Consider the following 17,744-nt stretch of genomic DNA (forward strand, 5'->3'; position numbering starts at 1 on the left):
GGCGATTCGTGGACGGTAAAATTCAAATCGGCTCGGATCCGGCCGATACAGCGGATGCCCCGACTTGGGCCATCGCAGAAAGGACGCCTGATGCTGCACGCATTCAGCCACAAGAAATCCAGGCTCTATCGCCGCTATCTGGGCCATAGGGATGAAACCACCGAACAACGGGTGGCCGAGGAAGATGAAATCACCTCGACGCTGATCGGCCCGCTGGCCTTTCTGTCTCCGGCGGCGATCGCCACTTTCTGGGGCGCGGTGGTGCGCCATCGCAATCCCGAGCATGCCTTCCCTACCGGCGCACCCACCCATGCCGAAATGGAGTTCTGGCCACATAACGGACGCATCGAGCCAGACCTTCTGGTGACACTGACCTGGGGCGCGCAAACGCGGATTTTGCTGGTGGAATTCAAATGGCGAGCGCCCTTGAGCGGTGACGAGCAGTTACACATTCAATGGGAAAAATATCTCGACGAGCACCAGCGGCAACATGCCCTTCATCTGTTTATCGGCCTGGATACCAGCGCAGCCAGCAATGCCCTGAATCACCGTGATTGCTGGGAAGGCAAGCTGATCATGCGCTCGTGGTTTGACATCCTCACGGCCGTCGCCGCTATCCCCATGGGTCGCGGACTTGAACTGCAACGCTGGATCAAGCAAGTCGGCGAGTGCCTGGAGCTGCTGGCCGTGAAGCCCTTCAATGGCTTCGGAACAAACCTGACAAAGCCACAGCTTCCCAACGTATCCGAACATGTGTTTTTCGCTCACCCCCAGCCGCCCCAATCTTGAGAGTGCATTGCCAATGAGTGAAACCGGTCAAGCCATCACCGCCTCCATCGCTTTCGTGTCCCAAGTGGCCAGGGAATGCGAAGCACTGGCGAACCTAATCAAGCAAGAGGTCAGCGACTTGTTCCGCCAAAGCCCGCTGGACACCACCTACACACCAGGCCAGTGGTGCAGCAGCTACAGAACCGACGCCAGTGGCTGGATTTACAGCGATGTCGCCTGGACGTTGCCGCTCACGCCGAGCCGCAAACACGAGCCGACCGCGCACCTCGCGTTCCAGATGAGTTTTCTCTGCGATAACGTCGAGGGAGGCCTGAGCCCGGAGCCTCTGCTTCACATTAACCTGTGGGGTGTACCGACCAACGTGAAGTCTGAGGACTACATGGGCTTCAAAATGTATGGGTTGTCTCCCGCCACCATGACCCAACTGCGAGACGGCACCGCGCGCCTGTTTCGGTGGGAAGCGGAAAACGGCGCAGCAGACCACTGGACCTTCAGCTTGCGCCTTGCGCAAATAGACAAGCCGGAAGAGGTTCGCAAGCAGATCTGCACGTTCATCAGCCTGCTGTTGGCTGACGTGGATGCGGGCGAAGCCGCGCTAAACGACACACCGAGTGTTGTACGCTGGACGGTGCTGGAAGAGACCCATGAAGATCGGAACGACTACTACCGGGTCGTGCTGTAGCTCGACTGATCGCCCCACGCCCTGGTTTACACCGGTATGCTCACTTGATGGCCCCAACGCGATCAATTGATAATCGCTTTCTCCTCTTCTCACGCAAGGATATGCCGTGAAAAAGCTCTACCTCGCCCTCCCCGTCTGCGCATTGCTGTTGCAAGGCTGCGGTGTGACCATGACCCGCTACGAACCCGACTTTCAGAATGTCCAGCAGCTCAAGCAAAACGCGCCGTTGCAACCGGTACGCGATGCGCAGGTGAATGCTGATTCTGGACAGGGTTCTCTGATGGTTCGCCTGAATCCGATTTCCTCGCCCGAAGGCAGTGTGCCGTTGCACATTCAGGCCGCGATCAGCGATGAGCTCCGTCACGCCGGCTTGCTTGACCCTCGCGCCGAACGGCAGCTGCAGATCCAACTGGTCAAGAGCCAACTCAACACCGGCGTGATCACTGGCCACGGCGAACTGGCTGCACGTTTCACCCTGCGCAAGGGTGACCAGGTGCTGTATGAAACCACCAAAGACGTGCAGCGTGATTGGGACAGCAGCTTCTTCGGACCGATCGCCATTCCTGCGGCGGCGAACAATTACAATCCGATGGTGCAGGCGTTGCTCAAGAGCCTGTACAGCGACCCGCAGTTCGTTCAGGCGCTCAAGTGAGCAAAAAGAAAGAGCCGCGATAGCGGCTCTTGTCTATCGAGGTCAGCCGCGAGGAATGCGGGCATCAACAGCGGAATACTTCAGGCGGTTGCTGTCGACCCAATTCTTCAGCAGCGCATTGACCTGACGACTGAAGGTATCGGTGACAGCCGCTTTGGGCGTATTGCCCGCAAGCGGCAGGAACCAGATGCCCATCCAGGTATTCACCGCGTCGTGGTTACTGGTTTTGCCCAATGACTGACCACGGTCGTCCAGGGTTTCCAGACTCATGGTGTATTGGTCGGTCGCCAGTGCAGGGATGATCGTGAGGGTCAGACCACTGATAAACGCCAGCGCCATCTGCCCACCCCCTGGCGCGTGGTTGTACACCTTCAATCGAAGACTGTAGTCACCTGGCTGCTTTTCAAACTCGTCAAAGCTGACACGACCAAACAGACCGGACTCATTGAATGCACGCTTGAGGTCGGGCTTGAGCATCTCCCGTGCCTGCGGAACCTCGTTGGCCTGAGCATTGCCAGGGTCGCCCTGATAGAAATCGAAATCCACATAGACGTTGGGCTTGTTCGCGTAGCTGGCCATCGAGGGCAGATCCACCCGCGCCACTTCATCCTTGGTGAAGCTTGCGCATCCACCAAGACTCAATGCCAGGGCAAACGCCATGGCTTTTCCAAATTGCATATCGACTTCCTTGCTGATTCACGAGCGCAGTCACGTTGACTGCGGGGCTGATTCTAGAGCGAATCCAGCCGAATCAAAAGGCGACCACCCAGTGATTGGACACCCAAGCGAGTGTCGTCTGCTGCGCTTTCAGCGCGCAACCTGCCGATCTCCACCAGCAATAACCGCTGCGGGTGCCATCCGTTGACTCTCCCCCTAAGGGCACACCCTATGCTCAATACCCAATTTTCAGGATGAAGTGATCATGAGCAAACGGGTACTGGTGATTCTGGGTCACCCTTCCACGAACAGTTTCTGCGGTGCACTGGCCGAGTGTTATGTCGAAACAGCCAGGCGTGCCGGGCACGATGTGCGGGTGCTCCGCCTGGGTGACTTGAGCTTCGACCCGATCCTGCACGACGGCTACCAACAGATCCAGCCTCTGGAACCCGATCTGCTCAGGGCGCAGGCCGATATCACCTGGGCCGAGCACCTGACGTTGGTTTTTCCGATCTGGTGGGGTGGCATACCGGCCCTGATGAAAGGCTTTCTCGATCGGACGTTCCTGCCCGGTTTTGCCTTCAAGTACCGCGAAGGCAAGGCCTTTCCCGCCAAGCTGCTCCACGGCAGGACCGCTCACCTGCTGGTCACCATGGACACGCCATCGTGGTACTACAAGTGGGTCTACCGCATGCCCGGCCTGCACCAGATGCGCAAGACCACCCTGGCGTTCTGTGGCATAAAGCCGCTGAAAACCCTGACGTTCGGGCCGATCCTCGATTCCACCCCTCAACAGCGCGAAACCTGGCTCAAGCAGGCTCGGGATATGGCCCGCCGTTGATGCACGGGCTTGCCGCATGACCTTGCAAACGGGCATGGCTGTGTAAAGATGCGGCGTTGCGCTTGTGCGCCCCTCTCGTGTGAAAAAAGGACGTTTCATGTACATCGGCAAAGCCGCCCAGTTGTCAGGTACGACCGTTAAAGCCATCCGTCACTACGAAGCCATCGGCTTGCTGGCGCCGCCCCGGCGCGAGGGCAGGTATCGGATTTACAGCCAGCAAAGCGTGGAGCTGCTGACCTTCATCAAATGCGCCCAGCAACTGGGTTTCAAGCTCAAGGAAATGCAGCTGATCCTCAAGGATCACCAAGGCGAGGCGCTGCCCTGGGACTCGGTACACAAGGCGATCACCGACAAAAAGCGCGAGTTGATGACGCAGATCCTCGGGCTGCAAAAGGTTCACGCGGCGCTTGAGGCGTTTGAAGGCACCCTCAACGTTGCCAAGGTTCAGTGCCAGCAAACTCGACAAGATGCCAAATATCGGCTCGCGTGAACATTCGGCGGAAATCTTCCGGCCACGCTCTTCAACAGCGCCTTGCCGCCCGCTAAGATGCGCGCCCTGAGTTGCCCGCTGCACAATTCCAATAAAGCCACCGCCAGCAACGCTACCTGTCTGTTTGTCCACTGAGGTCGTTATGTCTGTGCAATTGCTGTCCATGGCGCTGGCTCCGCTATTGGGTTTATTCATCATGAGCATCAGCAGCGCGTTGATGTCGTCGCTGACGACGCTGCGCCTGGATGCCATGGGTTTCTCTGCGACGATGGTGGGCGTGGTGTCGTCGGCGTACTTCATCGGACTGACGTTGGGGTCGATCTTCAACGAGCGGCTGATTTCCCGCATCGGTCACATTCGGGCCTATAGCTGCTTCGCTGCATTGATCGCGGTGACCATTTCCCTGCAAGGCCTGTGCAGCGATCCATGGATCTGGTCGGCGCTGCGCCTGATCAACGGCTGGGCCATTGTCGGTGTTTACCTGGTGGTGGAGAGCTGGCTGCTGTTGGTGGCCGAACCGAAAATTCGTGGGCGCCTGCTGGCGCTGTACATGATCGCGCTCTACAGCGCAGGCCTGCTGGGGCAGTTGAGCCTGGGCACGGTGATGGGCGCGGGCGACGCGGTGCCGTTCACCATTGCGGCCATGCTGGCATCGCTGTCATTGGTGCCGATCGTGATGCTTCCCAAAGTTACGCCGCTGGTGGAGCGCGCAGAGCCGTTGCATCCGGCCAAGTTGCTGAAAATCACGCCGACCGGCGTCATGGGCTGTTTCGGCTCCGGGGTGGCCATTGCGGCGGTGTATACCCTGCTGCCGCTGTACCTGCAGAAAGTCGGGCTGAATGTCACCGAGGTCGGGCACATGATGGCAGCGGTTATTTTCGGCGCCATGGTCCTGCAATACCCGGTCGGGCGCTGGTCGGACCGCAAGGACCGCCAAAGCGTGCTGATCATTCTGGCCGCCGCCTGTGCTGCGCTGTCGGTCGCGGCGGTGCTGTTGCCACCGTCTGGTTGGCCGATGCTGCTGGTCATGTTCCTGCTCGGTGGCGGGGTGTTCGCGGTCTATCCGGTGGCGGTCAGTCACGCCGCCGACAGCGCGCCGGATGGCGCGCTGGTGCGGATGATCCAGGGCCTGTTGCTGATCAACTCACTCGGTTCCGCCGTCAGCCCCATGACCATCTCGCCGGTCATGACTTGGGCCGGACCTTCAGGTCTGTTCTGGGCGTTTGCGGTGATCAATCTGGCGATGGTGGCGTTCTTCGTCTGGCGTCGTCGTGAGCACCCGGTGCCGGTAGCCTCTGCGCCATTCGCTGCGGCGGCACAGTATTCGGCGACAGGCGTCGAGCTGCGCATGACCGAGGATCTTGCGCAGGCGGTGCAGGCGACTGAGGACGAGAAGGTTTCGGCGTAGCCTGCCGAGGGGCAAGCCTGAGGTGAGCGATCACCTCAGGCCACGGCTACCCTGCCCTTACTTTTCCCAGGCGGCCTTTGGGATCAGCAACCCGTGATTGCCGTTGTAGCTGGCGCGCGCCGGTTGTTGCCAATCGCCTAGAAGGTCTTCATCCAACCGGTAGATTTCCACGCCCAACGGCCGGCAGACCGTCAGCGGGTCTTGCGCATCCGGGCCCCACATCGGCAGCGACAAGTCACCACCCGGGCACGTCGAGAGCGCGCACAGCAGATCGATCTCGGCAAAGAACTCCAGGTAATCACCTTGTTGGGCCGGGCAGGCTTTCATGAAGTACATGTCGTCATGATTGAGGCCCGTGCACTGGAAAATGTTCAGCACGTCGTGCACGTCAAACTCGGTCAGGCCGTGCGGCAGTACCGCGCGCGTCAGGTTGGAGTGGCAGTGGTGGTGGAAATCCTCGCCGGTCAGCATCTTGTTCACATACGGGTCGCAGCGGGTGCCCAACAAGTCGTGCAGGCGACCGCCATGTTCGTCGATGCCGTAATGGGCCAGGCTATCGTCAGTGATGGTGACCATCGGACGCAGGAACGGCAGGTTCGACCACAGGCGGTCATAAGTGGTGACGTGCGCGCCTTGCAGTTGCCGCGTGCGCGCCGCCCACATGCGTTCACGGGGATCGTTGGCGTTCCAGACGTTAAAGTCGCCCACCTGGGGGCCAACGGGTGTGGTCACACGAAACACATGACCCGCGGGGACTTTCCAGGCACGACCGGTACGGATCGGCACTTCGAATTGCTCAACCAGGGTACGGCCATCCTTCGCTTCGCGAATGCGGTCGTAAAAGCCTTTGTCGACCTGCAATGCGGCACCCTTGCTGACCTGATAAGCCGCTGGATAATCCTTGTACATGATGTGTCCTCGTTAGTGTTTTGGATGGCTGCCCAAGATGTCCAGGAGCAGTCGTTCGGAATCATTGAGGTAACTGCCGAGCGCTTCTTCTGCGCCCTGTTTGTCGCCTTCGACCAGCAAGTCATGGATGTAGCGGTCGCGCTCAAGCCAGGGCTTCTGGAAGCGCTCTTCATTGGGGGCGAGGGAAAACACAAGGCGCATCTGCGCCATCACTTGGGTGAAGAACTCGTTGAACAACGGGCTGCGCATCAAGCCGACAATGTGTTGGTGAAACCTCAGGCTGTGTGTGCCGAAGGCCTGCCAATTCTCGCGATCCTGAGCCACTTGGGCGGCTTCGATGGCATCGAGCATCAAATCCGACTGGTATTCGCGAAGCGGCTTGCTCTGGGCAATCGCCTGCAACTCCAGGGTGCGACGCACCTTGAATATGTCGCGAACATCATCCGGTCCCAGACGGCGAACGATCACACCCTTGTTACGCACATAACTGGCCAGCCCTTCCCGACCCAGATGATGCAACGCTTCACGCACGGTATTGCGCGAAGCGCAGTAGGCATTGACCAGCTCGCTTTCAACCAGCGCCATGCCCGGCAGCAGGCGACCACCGATAATGTCTTCGCGCAGTTGAATCGCCACCTGCTCGGCCTTTCCCTGCTGACCGTTTTGCATGTTGGGAACTCTCGGTAGTTGGAAATAGGGTGACCACGATTGTTCAACAATCGATTAATCACTATTAACCTATTTTCGTGCCAACTACTGACACCGAGACTTGAGAGTAATCAGAGAGACTTTTTCGCCCATTTTCGGCCATTTCGCGCAGGCAATCCTTCACCAAATGAGATTCCGGGCGCCGTCCTGGCGCACAGAACATTTGAATGCCGTGGTATGGGGCGAAAAGAAACAACAGAAATTGAGGGAAGCGCGAAAATCAGCGCAAGGTGTTACCCAAGGAATTGGAAAACAAGGCTGTGATCGACGGTGAGAACCTAACCCCAACAGGACGATGGTCGCAATGATCCATCGCGCCTGTTCAAGGCCTGCCCCTTATCTCAGTGCGCCTCGTTTTGATGCGCTGAGGCGACGGAGCAGTTTCACTGCTCCGGCAGTTCACGCAGCTCCCCTCCTTCATCTTCCAGGCGTTTTAGGAATTCAGCCGCATCGAGCAACTGATAGGGGAAGTACAAGCCTGGAGGCGTCGGTGCCTGACCGTCCAACCCAAGCAATCGCTCCAGGTTCATCGCCACGCAGAGGCCTGTCAGCGGTGCAGCGCCCGCCGGATGAATCAAGGCGTGTCGGGTGCGCAGAGGGTGACCCTGGCGATTCACACCGGCAAGCTCAATGATGATCTCGGTGGACATTGATCCGCCCTGGCGTCGGGTTGAACGCACGCCACTGGCCAGGTTGAACTGGACATTGGGTGCCCCCGTCGCGGCGGCCAGGCCAACGACATCGATGGACGAGAAGCCCGTGGCTTCCATTGGCGTGCCATCGACGGCGCAGAAGCCGACCTTGGCGTCCTGCGCTTCACGCCAAATGTACGCACCTTCACGACACGTCAACGCGGCGGGCAACATTTTGTTCAGGTGTTCGAAATCGGCTGCGACGGTCGGCCCCCCGGTGTCCTGCTCATCCACCAGCGCGTGGATGCGGATGTCATGCACCTTGCCGAATGCCTGGGCGATACTCAGTGTCGACACGGTCGTCGCGCCGACCATCCACTCATAACCGAGGACGATGGGAGCGGCGTCTGGGGTGTGCATGTAAGTGGCAATTTGCGGCGCGATTTCAAAAACGCCCGATGAGATGCTCAGGTGCGGTACGCCGCGTTTCTGGGCAAAATGCAGCCCTGCCAGCGTGTGATCCATGTAGAAAACCACGACGCCACTGACGGGGCGATCCCCCAGGCCAAGGCCTTCGGCCGAGGGATCAATCACCACTCCCTGCGCCCCTCCCATCTGCTCGGCAGCGTGCTGAGTCTTGGCGAGGTCTCGGCCGCCGATCAGCAGCGGCACGTCCGGATAAGCGGCGCGCAACGCCTGGGCAGTATGATGGCCAATGGCGCCAGAGCCGCCCATCAACAAAATTGGATGCATGGACATAGTGTTCTCCTTGTGTTTTGGGTAACAACCTACTATTGGTAGGAACGCTAACACGAGTCGCCGAGACTCGTAACCTACCGTTGGTAGGTTTTATTTTCCCTGGGGTTAATACCGTGCAAGAAGACGTCAATCGCTCCACCCCTGCTCCAGCGTCGCGAAGGCTTTCGCACGCCGACCGCCGTCGCCAGTTACTCGCCACCGCATTAGTGATCGTGCGTGAAGAAGATGCAGACCGATTGACCCTGGGGCATCTCGCAGTCCGCGCAGGTGTTTCCAAACCGGTGGTCTACGACCATTTCGGCACTCGATCTGGACTGCTGATCGAGCTTTATAAATGGATCGATACCGAGCGGGTCAGCGCCTTTCGCAACGCCATGTCCAGCCACCCTCGCAGCCTGAAAGAGACCGCCCAGGTGCTGTCCAGCGCCTATATCCAATGCGCGGCAGACAACACCGATGAATTTCACGCCGTGGGCGCGGCGTTGGCAGGCAGCACCGAGAAAGCGTTGGTTTTTCAGGAACTGCTGGATAACTGCGTACAAATGTTCGTCGCGGTCCTTGAGCCCCACACGCCTTTATCCGCAGCGGAGTTGCAGCGACGCTGCACGGGACTCGTTGGCGCTGGGGAAGCCCTTGCGGGTGCAATGGTTCGGGGTCGCCATCAGGGAGATGAGACGATAGACACATTCGCGTCGTTGATACGCGGGGCTTTGGCGAGCGCTGATGAGCCGGCAATCCACCACGAGTAGACTGATCGTCTAGTACGGAATAACATGCCGACCATGAACAGTCCAAAGACTCGCGAAACCTCTGATGTGCGCCAGGAAATCCTAGATGTCGGCCAGCGAATCATGGCCGCCAAGGGGTATTCCGGCGTGGGCCTCAATGAAATCCTGGCCACTGCGGGTGTGCCCAAAGGGTCGTTTTATCATTACTTCGGCTCCAAGGACGCTTTTGGCGAAGCCTTGCTGGAAAGCTACTTCTCGGTCTATCTCGCCGAACTCGATGACGTCCTGGCGCTGCCGGGCCTGACCATGGCCCAGCGCCTGATGAAGTACTGGGACGTCTGGCAACAAACCCAATCTTTCGAGGACTGCCAGGGCAAGTGCCTGGCGGTGAAGCTGGGTGTCGAGGTGGCCGATCTCTCGGAAACGATGCGAGCGGTGCTCAAGCGAGGCACCTCCGGGATCATTGACCGAATTGCGAGCGCGATTGAAATCGGGATCGCTGAAGGTTCCCTGAAGTCGGATGACCCACCTCATGCGGTCGCCCAAAGCCTGTATCAGCTGTGGGTCGGTGCCAGCGTAATGGTCAAGATCAGCAAGAGTGTCCAGCCCTTCGAAACGGCGCTGGCGACAACTCGCAAGCTGCTCGATCTGTCCTGACCTATAAGGATCGGTAACGGTCCTCCACATTTGACGGTACTGGCGCAACGAGCGAGCCCTCCAACGCTCGCGCCTGCTTTCTTGCTCTCTGTTCCCCCTTTTTTCTCGCTCTGGAAGGCGTTCGCAAAAAAATAATCGAATTTCACTAGACGACTGGTCTAATCGCATTTAAGGTAACCCCATCGGATAGACGACCGGTCTAATTAGATCCACGTACACTCAATCCAAAACAGGAACATCAAAATGAAAGTTCTCATGGTTCTGACTTCGCACGACACCCTCGGCAACACTGGCCGTAAAACCGGCTTCTGGCTCGAAGAGCTGGCGGCGCCCTACTACGCCTTCCTGGAAGCCGACGCTGACATCGTCCTGGCGTCGCCAAACGGTGGCCAGCCACCGCTCGACCCGAAGAGTAACGAGCCAGACTTCCAGACTGACCTGACTCGCCGCTTCGAAGCCGATGCGGCGGCCATCGCATTGCTCGCCAGCACCGTACGCCTGGACAGCGTCTCGCCGGCCGATTTTGATGCGGTTTTCTACCCGGGTGGCCACGGCCCGCTGTGGGATCTGGCGGAAGATCCGATTTCCATCCAACTGATCGAATCCTTCCAGGCCGACGGCAAACCTGTGGCCCTGGTCTGCCATGCGCCGGGCGTCCTGCGTCATGTGAAAAATCCCGACGGCACTCCACTGGTTCAAGGCAAGAACGTGGCCGGGTTCACCAATTCCGAAGAGGACGCGGTCGGTCTGACCGACGTGGTGCCCTTCCTGGTTGAAGACATGCTCAAGGCTAACGGCGGCCTGTATTCCAAAGGCGCAGATTGGGCTTCCTACGTGGTTCGCGACGGTCTGTTGATCACCGGCCAGAACCCGGGGTCGTCGAGCGAAACGGCGAAGGTCCTGATCGACCTGTTGAACAACCGCTAATCCCATCCTTCAGGAGGCGTTTCGACGTCCCCGCGCCGCAATGACCCGGGCCGTGGCGGTGGCTGATGCCCAAGCCCGCCACGCTCAAACCGAAAGGAAATATCCGATGCAGCATCGCTCATTGTTTGAACCCACTTCGCTGGGCCCGCTGACGCTGAAAAACCGGATCGTCATGCCGCCCCTGACCCGCCAACGCAGCGGCCAGCCCGGTGACGTACCCACGCAAGTGATGGCCCGCTACTACCAGCAACGGGCCACCGCCGGCTTGATCGTCAGCGAAGGCACACAGATCGAACCCCGTGGCCAGGGCTATGCCTGGACACCGGGCATCTACAGCCAGGCGCAGATCGAGGGTTGGCGTACCGTGACCGACGCCGTACACGCCGAAGGCGGGGTTATTTTTGCGCAACTGTGGCATGTCGGGCGCGTGTCCCATAGCGCCCTGCAACCGGACAACGCGCCCCCTGTCGCACCGTCCGCCATCCAGGCGCAAAAGGTCAAAGCCTTTATCGAAACCGGACCGGGCACCGGCACGCTGGTCGAGCCCTCTATGCCGCGCGAGCTGAGTGTCGCCGAAATCAAGGAACTGGTCGAACTCTACGCCCAGGCGGCGCGCAATGCCTTGAGTGCCGGGTTCGATGGCGTCGAGATTCACTCCGCCAACGGTTATCTGGTCAACCAGTTCATCTCCGCCCACGCCAACCAGCGCACCGATGAATACGGCGGCTCGCTGCAAAACCGCCTGCGTTTTTTACGTGAAGTGGTACAAGCCGTCAGCGCCGTCGTCGGACCCGACCGTGTGGGCGTACGCTTCACCCCACTGTTCACCAGCACTCAAGAGGACCGCGTCTACATTGGTTTCGTGGAAGATGACCCGCACCACACCTACATCGAAGCCATCAAGGTGCTCGAACAGGAAGGCATTGCTTACCTTTCCATTGCCGAAGCGGACTGGGCCAATGCCCCTGACCTGCCCGAAGACTTTCGTCGTGACGTTAGAAGCACGTTCTCAGGGCGGACTATCTACGCCGGGCTTTACACCGCAGAACGCGCGACCCGCCTGATCAACGCCGGCCTGGCCGACCTGATTGCGTTTGGCCGGCCCTTTATCGCCAACCCCGACCTGCCCCAGCGTATCGCTAATGGCTGGCCGTTGAATGCGCTGAATACCGCCGGGATGTATGGCGGTGGAGAACAAGGCTTTACCGATTACCCGCGGTATTGCCCCCTCCAGACTCAAGATGTTCAAGCAGCCAGGGTGTGAACCTCCATCCGGGAAGCGGCACCGGGAGCACCATTGAGTCACTTCGATTGAACGTTGCGTAATGCGTGAGCCTCTATCGCAACACTAGCGAATCGGAGGGCGTCACCATGATCGATCCATCAACAGGCATGAAGGTCGGAGAGCGCTACGTCGTAGAACAACTCGAGCGCGCACGACCTTTCTCCGGGTTTTTCCTGGACGGCAAATATTACTTGGGTCCGGAGTTGATGACCGCCGTCGGTTGGATGGAGGGCCGCCAGTTTTACCTGGATGAGCTCGATCCCGCCGGTGAGCCCGTGTTCCCAAACCGGCTCGTTGGCACCATCGAGGGCCTCACCTTGATCCTGGCCGACGGTGCGCGACTGCCACTGCACGAGCAGCCATTTACAGCTCCCTCGGATCCCATCACCTTTCCAGCCCGCCCCGAATCCGGGGTGGGTCTGACAGCGGGCAGATTGAATGACAAAGTGGTCGTTATCACCGGCGCCTCCAGCGGCATCGGCCGCGCTGCGGCTCACGCCTTCGCCGCCGAGGGTGCTCGCCTGGTGTTGGCCGCGCGCGATGAAAATACGCTTGATGAAGTTGTTCAGGAATGCGCCGAACGAGGCGCTTCGGCCGTGGCGGTGCCCACCGATGTCACCAACAACGACCACATGCGCAACCTGGCCGAGCAAGCCGCCTCCTTCGGCAATGGCCGGATCGACATCTGGATCAACAATGCAGGGGTTGGCGCGGTTGGCAACTTCGAGACAACGCCCCTGGAAGCACATGAACAGGTGCTCCAAACCGACTTGTTGGGCTACCTGCGCGGCGCTTATGTCGCCTGGCCATACTTCAAGGCGCAGCGGCGCGGCATATTGATCAATACCCTGTCGCTCGGCAGTTGGGTCGCGCAACCCTATGCTGCGGCCTACTCGGCCAGCAAATACGGATTGCGTGGATTGAGCGAAGCGCTGCGCGGCGAGCTGCATTCATTCCCCGGCATCAAAGTCTGCGACATCTACCCTGCGGTGATGGATACGCCAGGTTTTCGCGACGGTGGCAACTTCACCGGTCATGCGCTCAAACCGCCACCGCCCGTCTATGATCCCCATCGGGTTGCCAGGGCCATGGTCACGTGCGCCATTGCGCCTAGAAACAGCACGACCGTGGGAAGCGCAGCAACCCTGGCTCGCATCGCCCACTTTCTGCTACCGCGCTTCCCACAACTCTCCGGTTGGTTGACGCGCACCGCTTTGAATCGTAGCCCGCAGTGCGACACGACTTCAGGCAACCTGTTCGGTCTCTCTGATCAGCAGCGTAGCGTGGAAGGCGGATGGCGCTCTCCGGCGCCCAAGTCGCCTTTGATGGTCGCCGGCGCAGCGCTCTTGATCGGTGGTGTGCTGCTGGCCCTGGATCGAAGAATCGGCCGGACATCGCGCAGGCTGCGCTAAGACGTCCGTGGGCTGAGGGGATGTCCACCGATAGCGCCAGAGCGAACAGCGCGTGAGTGCATCCCTCCAGCCTGGAGAGGTTAAAGTTTGGGTACGTCACCGGTAGCTTCGGCGAGGGTCGCCCGCACTCCTCGAGCCCGGCGATCCCCTCCTGCAATTTCAGAAAAGACAAGTGAACTGCCTCCCCCGGCACCGTAGTCTGGTGACCCCGCAGCGACCGGACCCTGGCCTCTTCCATCGCCCGCAACTGGTCGACACTATGGCGCAACGTCAGCAGTTGCTCGAAGATGGCTGCAAAGTTTAAAAAAGTTGCCCGATGTGGCTCAGCCTTCGAGCGCCGCGCTTGTGAAAACGGGCTCAATGCTGATCAGACGAATGCCTTCGGGGCCGCTCTCCAGCAAGCGCCTCTCCTGCTGTGCAACGAACAGTTGCACCTCAAAGCCTTCGGATTCGGGAAAACGCGAGGCGATCTCGCGAATCGCGTCCCGAGCATCGGGTGTACTGGAATCAAAATGGCCAAGTAACTTGTCGTGCTGGCGAATAATCAGCCTGTGAGTGTGCATCGGGTGCGTTCCTTCAATAAGTGAATCGAGCTCAATCTGCTGTTGAAGCCGTAGGCCAGTAATGGGAGTCAGGCGTATTGCGTGCACCGAAGATCGCTTGCCCTACCCGCACCACCGTGGCGCCTTCCTCAATGGCAATCTCGTAGTCGCCGGACATCCCCATCGACAGCTCATCAAGCTCGATCTCGGGGGGAAGATCCTGACGCAGTTGGTCGCGCAGGTTGCGCAGCAGTGCGAAACAGGTGCGCACGCGCGCAGGCTCCGCTGACAACACGGCCAGGGTCATCAGCCCTCGCACGCGCAGCGAAGGAAACGCCAGCATCTCTCGAAGAAATCCCGCGACATCCTCAGGACGCAGTCCGTACTTGCTGTCTTCGCCGGAGGTATTGACCTGGACAAACACATCGAGCGACCTGCTCGCTTCCTGCAAGTGACGATCCAGCACAACCGCCAGGCGAAGACTGTCGAGTGCCTGGAACTCACTGGCAAACTGGGCGACGACCTTGGCCTTGTTGGTTTGCAGGTGGCCAATCACCGACCAGCGCAGCGCCGGCAGGTCGCGCATCGCCTCCCACTTCCGGCTGGCTTCCTGGACCTTGTTCTCGCCAAGCATCAGGCAACCCGCTTGGTGGGCGAGACGGATGCGCGCTTCGTCCACCGTCTTGCTCACCGGCAAGAGGCGGACGCTGCTCTCGTCACGCCCGACCCGGGCGCAGGCGGCCTCGATACGGGCATTGACCGTTGCCAGGTTGCGCCGAAAGTCGTCGACGGTCTCGGCGACAGGCCACAAGCCATGTTGGTCATGGCGGGTCTGAGTGGGTGAATCAGCACTGCGTTCGTTCATGTCAGCCTCTCCTCATTCACAGGGAGCGTCAGCCGCTCGCACATACCCAAGCGCTTTGAACTCCGATACACTTTGTCTGTGTCTAAATAAATATTGGCATAGGACAATGACTAAAATCAAAGGCAAATCCGCCCAGGAGATCGCTGACTGCATCCGCGCCCTGGTGCAGAACGGGCAGCTCGCACCCGGTGCGTCGTTGCCACCGGTGCGAGAACTGGCAGAAGAGATCAATGTAAATCGCAATACGGTCGCCGCGGCGTACCAGCGCCTGGTGACCGCCGGCATCGCCTTGGCTCAGGGCCGCCATGGCACGAGCATTTGCCAGCCCCCCCAAGCCGGCGAGCAGGAAGGCTTGAGCAGCGGCACAGCCCTGGTCGACCTGGCCGATGGCAACCCGAACCCTGCGTGGCTGCCCTCGGTCGCCTCGCTTCTCGCCGAGCCGCTTACCCGCCCGTACTTGTACGGTGACGACACCCTCCTCCCGGAGTTACGAGAGATGGGCGAGCAATGGCTGGCGCCTGATTGCCCGGCCCATTTGAGCCTTGAATTGACCCATGGCGCGGTCGATGCCATCGAGCGTCTGGCTGCCGCGCTGCTGGTTACGGGCGACGGCGTGGCCATCGAGGATCCCGGCTTTCTCGGCACGATCAATGCGCTGCGCCTTGGCGGCATGCGCACCCTCGGGGTTGAGATCGATCAATACGGCATGACCCCGGCTTCGCTTGACGCAGCCCTGGCCAAAGGCGCACGGGCGGCACTGATCACCCCTCGCGCCCACAATCCGTCAGGCTGCAGCCTGTCCAGCCAGCGCGCGCAGCAACTGAAGAAGGTCCTGGGCAAGTTTCCCGAGGTGGCCGTGATCGTCGACGATCATTTCGGCCTGCTCAATGAAACGCCCTATTACTCAGTCATCCCGCCCGGCACTGCACGTTGGGCGCTTGTGCGCTCGGTATCCAAAGGGCTCGGCCCGGACCTGCGTGTGGCATTTGTCGGTTGCGATGGACTGACTGCCGCGCGCCTGCGCACCCGACTCGCATCGGGCATGAGTTGGGTCAGCCACATTCTTCAGGCGGCCGTGATCACGGGCCTGAAATCCGGGGAATCGCTCGCCCGAATGGATGAAGCCCGGGCCGGCTACGCGCGACTGCGCGATGAACTGTGTGCGGAACTTGCCCAGGCCGGAATCGACATCACCAAACCTGACGGCGGGTTCAACGTCTGGATTCCACTGCCCAGGGACGCGAAGGACGTGGCCTATGAACTGGCCAAGAAAGGCTGGTTGGTTCGCCTGGGCACCGCCTTCGATGTCGATGGACACTCGCAAGCCCTGCGCGTGACCGTCTCGCACCTCAGGCCCCATCAGGCCAGGGCCTTCGCTCGCGACCTGAAAGCCTGCCTTTGATCACTGGAGGAAAAACGATGAACGTACATTTTGTGGTCCACGAAGCCTTTGAATCACCTGGCGCGTATGAAACCTGGGTCAAAAATCGCGGTTATAAGACCCGCTACTCCCGCGTTTATCTGGGCGAGGCACTACCGCAGAGGCTGGACGACATCGATCTTCTGGTCGTCCTCGGTGGTCCGCAAAGCCCCTCGACCACGCGGGAAGAATGCCCGCACTTCGACGCAGCGGCCGAATGCGCATTGATCGCCAAGGCCGTGTCGGCCAACAAGGCAGTGGTCGGCGTGTGCCTGGGCGCTCAACTGATGGGTGAAGCGTTGGGCGCGAAATGTGACCACAGTCCGGAAGCGGAAATCGGCAACTATCCGATCACCTTGACCGACGCCGGCAAGGCAAATGCCCACGTCGCGCACTTTGGGCCAACGCTTGAGGTTGGCCATTGGCATAACGACATGCCGGGCCTGACCGCGGATGCGCAAGTGCTCGCATTCAGTGAGGGTTGCCCCCGGCAGATCATCCAATACGGCCGGCTGGTGTACGGATTCCAGTGCCATATGGAATTCACGCGTGAAGTCATCGAGTTGCTGATTGGAGCGACCGGAGGCGATCTGGACGCAATGATTGACCGGCGCTTTGTCCAGCAGCCTGAGGTCCTGCGAGCGAATGATTACACGCAGATGAATCAGAAGCTGTTTGGTTTCCTGGATGCGATCGTCAGCGATTATCAGGCAACGCGATAGCATTGCTCATGATCGTGGACTTCGTGAGCAGGGAAAAACATCGGGTCTACGTGGTCGAAGGCAAGCTAAAGGATGGGAATTCGCTAAGCCTAGGCCTTGCTCTTCTTTTTGTTGATCGCTTTCAGGCGCGCCGTGGCCTTTTGCACGGCCGCCATTTTTTCCGGACGCTTCATGCCACGCCATTTTCGAATCTCTTCGCGGGTGCGGCCACAGCTCACGCACAGTTCGCTGTTCAACTGGCACAGCGAGACGCAAGGGTTTTCAATGTCCTTGGCCATGCCGACTCCCCTTGCGTTGACGTGAGTCGATGCGCGCCGCCCAATCACCACCGTGCTGGGCTTCGCAACGCTCCTGCGAGTCGAATTCGACATGGCGTGCAATGTCTTTCACGCTGATGCCGATCTCTTCAAACGCGGCCAGGGTGTGTGCCTGCATCCTTGCTTTAGCCTGCCCGGAGATGGCCTGGTCGTGGTGGACATCGCTATCGAATACCCAGGTGACGATCAGGCTCTCTGGAAAACGCGTGTAATCCACCCGATGGGTCAGCCATTCAAACCCGACGATCTCGCTTTTTGCCGCCTCGCAGGCGATGGTCAACGCACGCGCCAGCTCGCGTTCGATGGCGCTGTATTTTCGTTTCAATGACGCCATATCAGTGT

Annotated in this window: 21 protein-coding genes; 13 read left to right on the top strand and 8 right to left on the bottom strand. The window is 59.7% G+C overall.

What is annotated here, in order from left to right; translation table 11 throughout:
* The first annotated feature begins 90 nt into the window (after positions 1-90).
* The 3 genes from AB4N64_RS12830 (at position 91) to AB4N64_RS12840 (ending at position 2,123) form a co-directional block, all read left to right on the top strand.
* Positions 91-789, top strand: a complete 699-nt coding sequence (locus AB4N64_RS12830) for a hypothetical protein (RefSeq protein WP_460126048.1) — start codon at positions 91-93, stop codon at positions 787-789.
* Positions 790-802: 13 nt separating this feature from the next.
* Positions 803-1,471, top strand: coding sequence for a hypothetical protein (locus AB4N64_RS12835; protein WP_460126050.1), 669 nt, complete (start codon positions 803-805; stop codon positions 1,469-1,471).
* A gap of 106 nt (positions 1,472-1,577) precedes the next feature.
* On the top strand, positions 1,578-2,123 hold the full coding sequence (locus AB4N64_RS12840) for a hypothetical protein (RefSeq protein ID WP_460126052.1): 546 nt from the start codon (positions 1,578-1,580) through the stop codon (positions 2,121-2,123).
* A gap of 42 nt (positions 2,124-2,165) precedes the next feature.
* On the opposite strand, the gene AB4N64_RS12845 is transcribed toward AB4N64_RS12840, so the two are convergent.
* Entirely contained in the window at positions 2,166-2,801 is a 636-nt protein-coding gene (locus AB4N64_RS12845) for a hypothetical protein (RefSeq protein ID WP_460126054.1), read from the bottom strand.
* A 244-nt stretch (positions 2,802-3,045) separates the two neighbouring features.
* On the opposite strand from AB4N64_RS12845, the gene AB4N64_RS12850 reads away from it, so the two are divergent.
* The 3 genes from AB4N64_RS12850 (at position 3,046) to AB4N64_RS12860 (ending at position 5,519) form a co-directional block, all read left to right on the top strand.
* Positions 3,046-3,621 carry an NAD(P)H-dependent oxidoreductase gene (locus AB4N64_RS12850; RefSeq protein WP_460126056.1) on the top strand — a complete coding sequence of 192 codons (576 nt, stop codon included), beginning with the start codon at positions 3,046-3,048 and terminating at the stop codon, positions 3,619-3,621.
* A 97-nt stretch (positions 3,622-3,718) separates the two neighbouring features.
* On the top strand, positions 3,719-4,111 hold the full coding sequence (locus tag AB4N64_RS12855) for a MerR family transcriptional regulator (protein ID WP_460126058.1): 393 nt from the start codon (positions 3,719-3,721) through the stop codon (positions 4,109-4,111).
* A gap of 142 nt (positions 4,112-4,253) precedes the next feature.
* A complete protein-coding gene (locus tag AB4N64_RS12860; protein ID WP_460126060.1) occupies positions 4,254-5,519 on the top strand; it encodes an MFS transporter in 1,266 nt (421 codons plus the stop codon).
* Between the two features lie 57 nt (positions 5,520-5,576).
* On the opposite strand, the gene AB4N64_RS12865 is transcribed toward AB4N64_RS12860, so the two are convergent.
* The 3 genes from AB4N64_RS12865 to AB4N64_RS12875 form a co-directional block, all read right to left on the bottom strand.
* Entirely contained in the window at positions 5,577-6,428 is an 852-nt protein-coding gene (locus AB4N64_RS12865; protein ID WP_460126062.1) for an urea carboxylase-associated family protein, read from the bottom strand.
* Between the two features lie 12 nt (positions 6,429-6,440).
* A complete protein-coding gene (locus AB4N64_RS12870) occupies positions 6,441-7,097 on the bottom strand; it encodes a GntR family transcriptional regulator (RefSeq protein WP_460126064.1) in 657 nt (218 codons plus the stop codon).
* Positions 7,098-7,519: 422 nt separating this feature from the next.
* Positions 7,520-8,527, bottom strand: a complete 1,008-nt coding sequence (locus AB4N64_RS12875; RefSeq protein WP_460126066.1) for an NAD(P)-dependent oxidoreductase — start codon at positions 8,525-8,527, stop codon at positions 7,520-7,522.
* Between the two features lie 113 nt (positions 8,528-8,640).
* Between AB4N64_RS12875 and AB4N64_RS12880 the strand changes: the two genes are divergently transcribed.
* The 5 genes from AB4N64_RS12880 (at position 8,641) to AB4N64_RS12900 (ending at position 13,536) form a co-directional block, all read left to right on the top strand.
* On the top strand, positions 8,641-9,276 hold the full coding sequence (locus AB4N64_RS12880) for a TetR/AcrR family transcriptional regulator (protein ID WP_460126068.1): 636 nt from the start codon (positions 8,641-8,643) through the stop codon (positions 9,274-9,276).
* Positions 9,277-9,309: 33 nt separating this feature from the next.
* Entirely contained in the window at positions 9,310-9,912 is a 603-nt protein-coding gene (locus tag AB4N64_RS12885) for a TetR/AcrR family transcriptional regulator (protein ID WP_460126070.1), read from the top strand.
* A gap of 243 nt (positions 9,913-10,155) precedes the next feature.
* Complete coding sequence (locus AB4N64_RS12890) at positions 10,156-10,839, top strand: type 1 glutamine amidotransferase domain-containing protein (protein WP_460126072.1); 684 nt, start codon at positions 10,156-10,158, stop codon at positions 10,837-10,839.
* A 106-nt stretch (positions 10,840-10,945) separates the two neighbouring features.
* A complete protein-coding gene (locus AB4N64_RS12895; protein ID WP_460126074.1) occupies positions 10,946-12,103 on the top strand; it encodes an alkene reductase in 1,158 nt (385 codons plus the stop codon).
* Positions 12,104-12,210: 107 nt separating this feature from the next.
* Positions 12,211-13,536: an SDR family oxidoreductase gene (locus AB4N64_RS12900; RefSeq protein WP_460126076.1), complete on the top strand. Its 1,326-nt coding sequence runs from the start codon at positions 12,211-12,213 to the stop codon at positions 13,534-13,536.
* A 323-nt stretch (positions 13,537-13,859) separates the two neighbouring features.
* On the opposite strand, the gene AB4N64_RS12905 is transcribed toward AB4N64_RS12900, so the two are convergent.
* Positions 13,860-14,099: a cytoplasmic protein gene (locus AB4N64_RS12905; protein ID WP_460126078.1), complete on the bottom strand. Its 240-nt coding sequence runs from the start codon at positions 14,097-14,099 to the stop codon at positions 13,860-13,862.
* A gap of 31 nt (positions 14,100-14,130) precedes the next feature.
* A complete protein-coding gene (locus tag AB4N64_RS12910) occupies positions 14,131-14,943 on the bottom strand; it encodes a YggS family pyridoxal phosphate-dependent enzyme (RefSeq protein ID WP_460126080.1) in 813 nt (270 codons plus the stop codon).
* A gap of 106 nt (positions 14,944-15,049) precedes the next feature.
* On the opposite strand from AB4N64_RS12910, the gene AB4N64_RS12915 reads away from it, so the two are divergent.
* Together AB4N64_RS12915 and AB4N64_RS12920 are read left to right on the top strand one after the other, a co-directional pair.
* A complete protein-coding gene (locus AB4N64_RS12915; RefSeq protein WP_460126082.1) occupies positions 15,050-16,345 on the top strand; it encodes an aminotransferase class I/II-fold pyridoxal phosphate-dependent enzyme in 1,296 nt (431 codons plus the stop codon).
* A 17-nt stretch (positions 16,346-16,362) separates the two neighbouring features.
* Positions 16,363-17,085, top strand: a complete 723-nt coding sequence (locus AB4N64_RS12920) for a type 1 glutamine amidotransferase (RefSeq protein ID WP_460126084.1) — start codon at positions 16,363-16,365, stop codon at positions 17,083-17,085.
* Between the two features lie 89 nt (positions 17,086-17,174).
* Here the strand turns inward: AB4N64_RS12920 and AB4N64_RS12925 are convergent, their stop codons facing one another.
* Positions 17,175-17,363: a DUF1289 domain-containing protein gene (locus tag AB4N64_RS12925; protein WP_460126086.1), complete on the bottom strand. Its 189-nt coding sequence runs from the start codon at positions 17,361-17,363 to the stop codon at positions 17,175-17,177.
* Positions 17,347-17,736, bottom strand: a complete 390-nt coding sequence (locus tag AB4N64_RS12930) for a hypothetical protein (protein ID WP_460126088.1) — start codon at positions 17,734-17,736, stop codon at positions 17,347-17,349. Before AB4N64_RS12930 ends, AB4N64_RS12925 begins: the two co-directional genes overlap by 17 nt.
* Between the last annotated feature and the right edge of the window lie 8 nt (positions 17,737-17,744).

The sequence above is a fragment of the Pseudomonas sp. S2_C03 genome (assembly GCF_054668405.1).

Coding starts and splice junctions, on each gene's coding strand:
- AB4N64_RS12830 (WP_460126048.1), top strand. CDS start 91: ATGCTGCACGCATTCAGCCACAAGAAATCCAGGCTCTATCGCCGCTAT.
- AB4N64_RS12835 (WP_460126050.1), top strand. CDS start 803: ATGAGTGAAACCGGTCAAGCCATCACCGCCTCCATCGCTTTCGTGTCC.
- AB4N64_RS12845 (WP_460126054.1), bottom strand. CDS start 2,801: ATGCAATTTGGAAAAGCCATGGCGTTTGCCCTGGCATTGAGTCTTGGT.
- AB4N64_RS12850 (WP_460126056.1), top strand. CDS start 3,046: ATGAGCAAACGGGTACTGGTGATTCTGGGTCACCCTTCCACGAACAGT.
- AB4N64_RS12855 (WP_460126058.1), top strand. CDS start 3,719: ATGTACATCGGCAAAGCCGCCCAGTTGTCAGGTACGACCGTTAAAGCC.
- AB4N64_RS12860 (WP_460126060.1), top strand. CDS start 4,254: ATGTCTGTGCAATTGCTGTCCATGGCGCTGGCTCCGCTATTGGGTTTA.
- AB4N64_RS12865 (WP_460126062.1), bottom strand. CDS start 6,428: ATGTACAAGGATTATCCAGCGGCTTATCAGGTCAGCAAGGGTGCCGCA.
- AB4N64_RS12870 (WP_460126064.1), bottom strand. CDS start 7,097: ATGCAAAACGGTCAGCAGGGAAAGGCCGAGCAGGTGGCGATTCAACTG.
- AB4N64_RS12875 (WP_460126066.1), bottom strand. CDS start 8,527: ATGTCCATGCATCCAATTTTGTTGATGGGCGGCTCTGGCGCCATTGGC.
- AB4N64_RS12885 (WP_460126070.1), top strand. CDS start 9,310: ATGAACAGTCCAAAGACTCGCGAAACCTCTGATGTGCGCCAGGAAATC.
- AB4N64_RS12890 (WP_460126072.1), top strand. CDS start 10,156: ATGAAAGTTCTCATGGTTCTGACTTCGCACGACACCCTCGGCAACACT.
- AB4N64_RS12895 (WP_460126074.1), top strand. CDS start 10,946: ATGCAGCATCGCTCATTGTTTGAACCCACTTCGCTGGGCCCGCTGACG.
- AB4N64_RS12900 (WP_460126076.1), top strand. CDS start 12,211: ATGATCGATCCATCAACAGGCATGAAGGTCGGAGAGCGCTACGTCGTA.
- AB4N64_RS12905 (WP_460126078.1), bottom strand. CDS start 14,099: ATGCACACTCACAGGCTGATTATTCGCCAGCACGACAAGTTACTTGGC.
- AB4N64_RS12910 (WP_460126080.1), bottom strand. CDS start 14,943: ATGAACGAACGCAGTGCTGATTCACCCACTCAGACCCGCCATGACCAA.
- AB4N64_RS12915 (WP_460126082.1), top strand. CDS start 15,050: ATGACTAAAATCAAAGGCAAATCCGCCCAGGAGATCGCTGACTGCATC.
- AB4N64_RS12920 (WP_460126084.1), top strand. CDS start 16,363: ATGAACGTACATTTTGTGGTCCACGAAGCCTTTGAATCACCTGGCGCG.
- AB4N64_RS12925 (WP_460126086.1), bottom strand. CDS start 17,363: ATGGCCAAGGACATTGAAAACCCTTGCGTCTCGCTGTGCCAGTTGAAC.
- AB4N64_RS12930 (WP_460126088.1), bottom strand. CDS start 17,736: ATGGCGTCATTGAAACGAAAATACAGCGCCATCGAACGCGAGCTGGCG.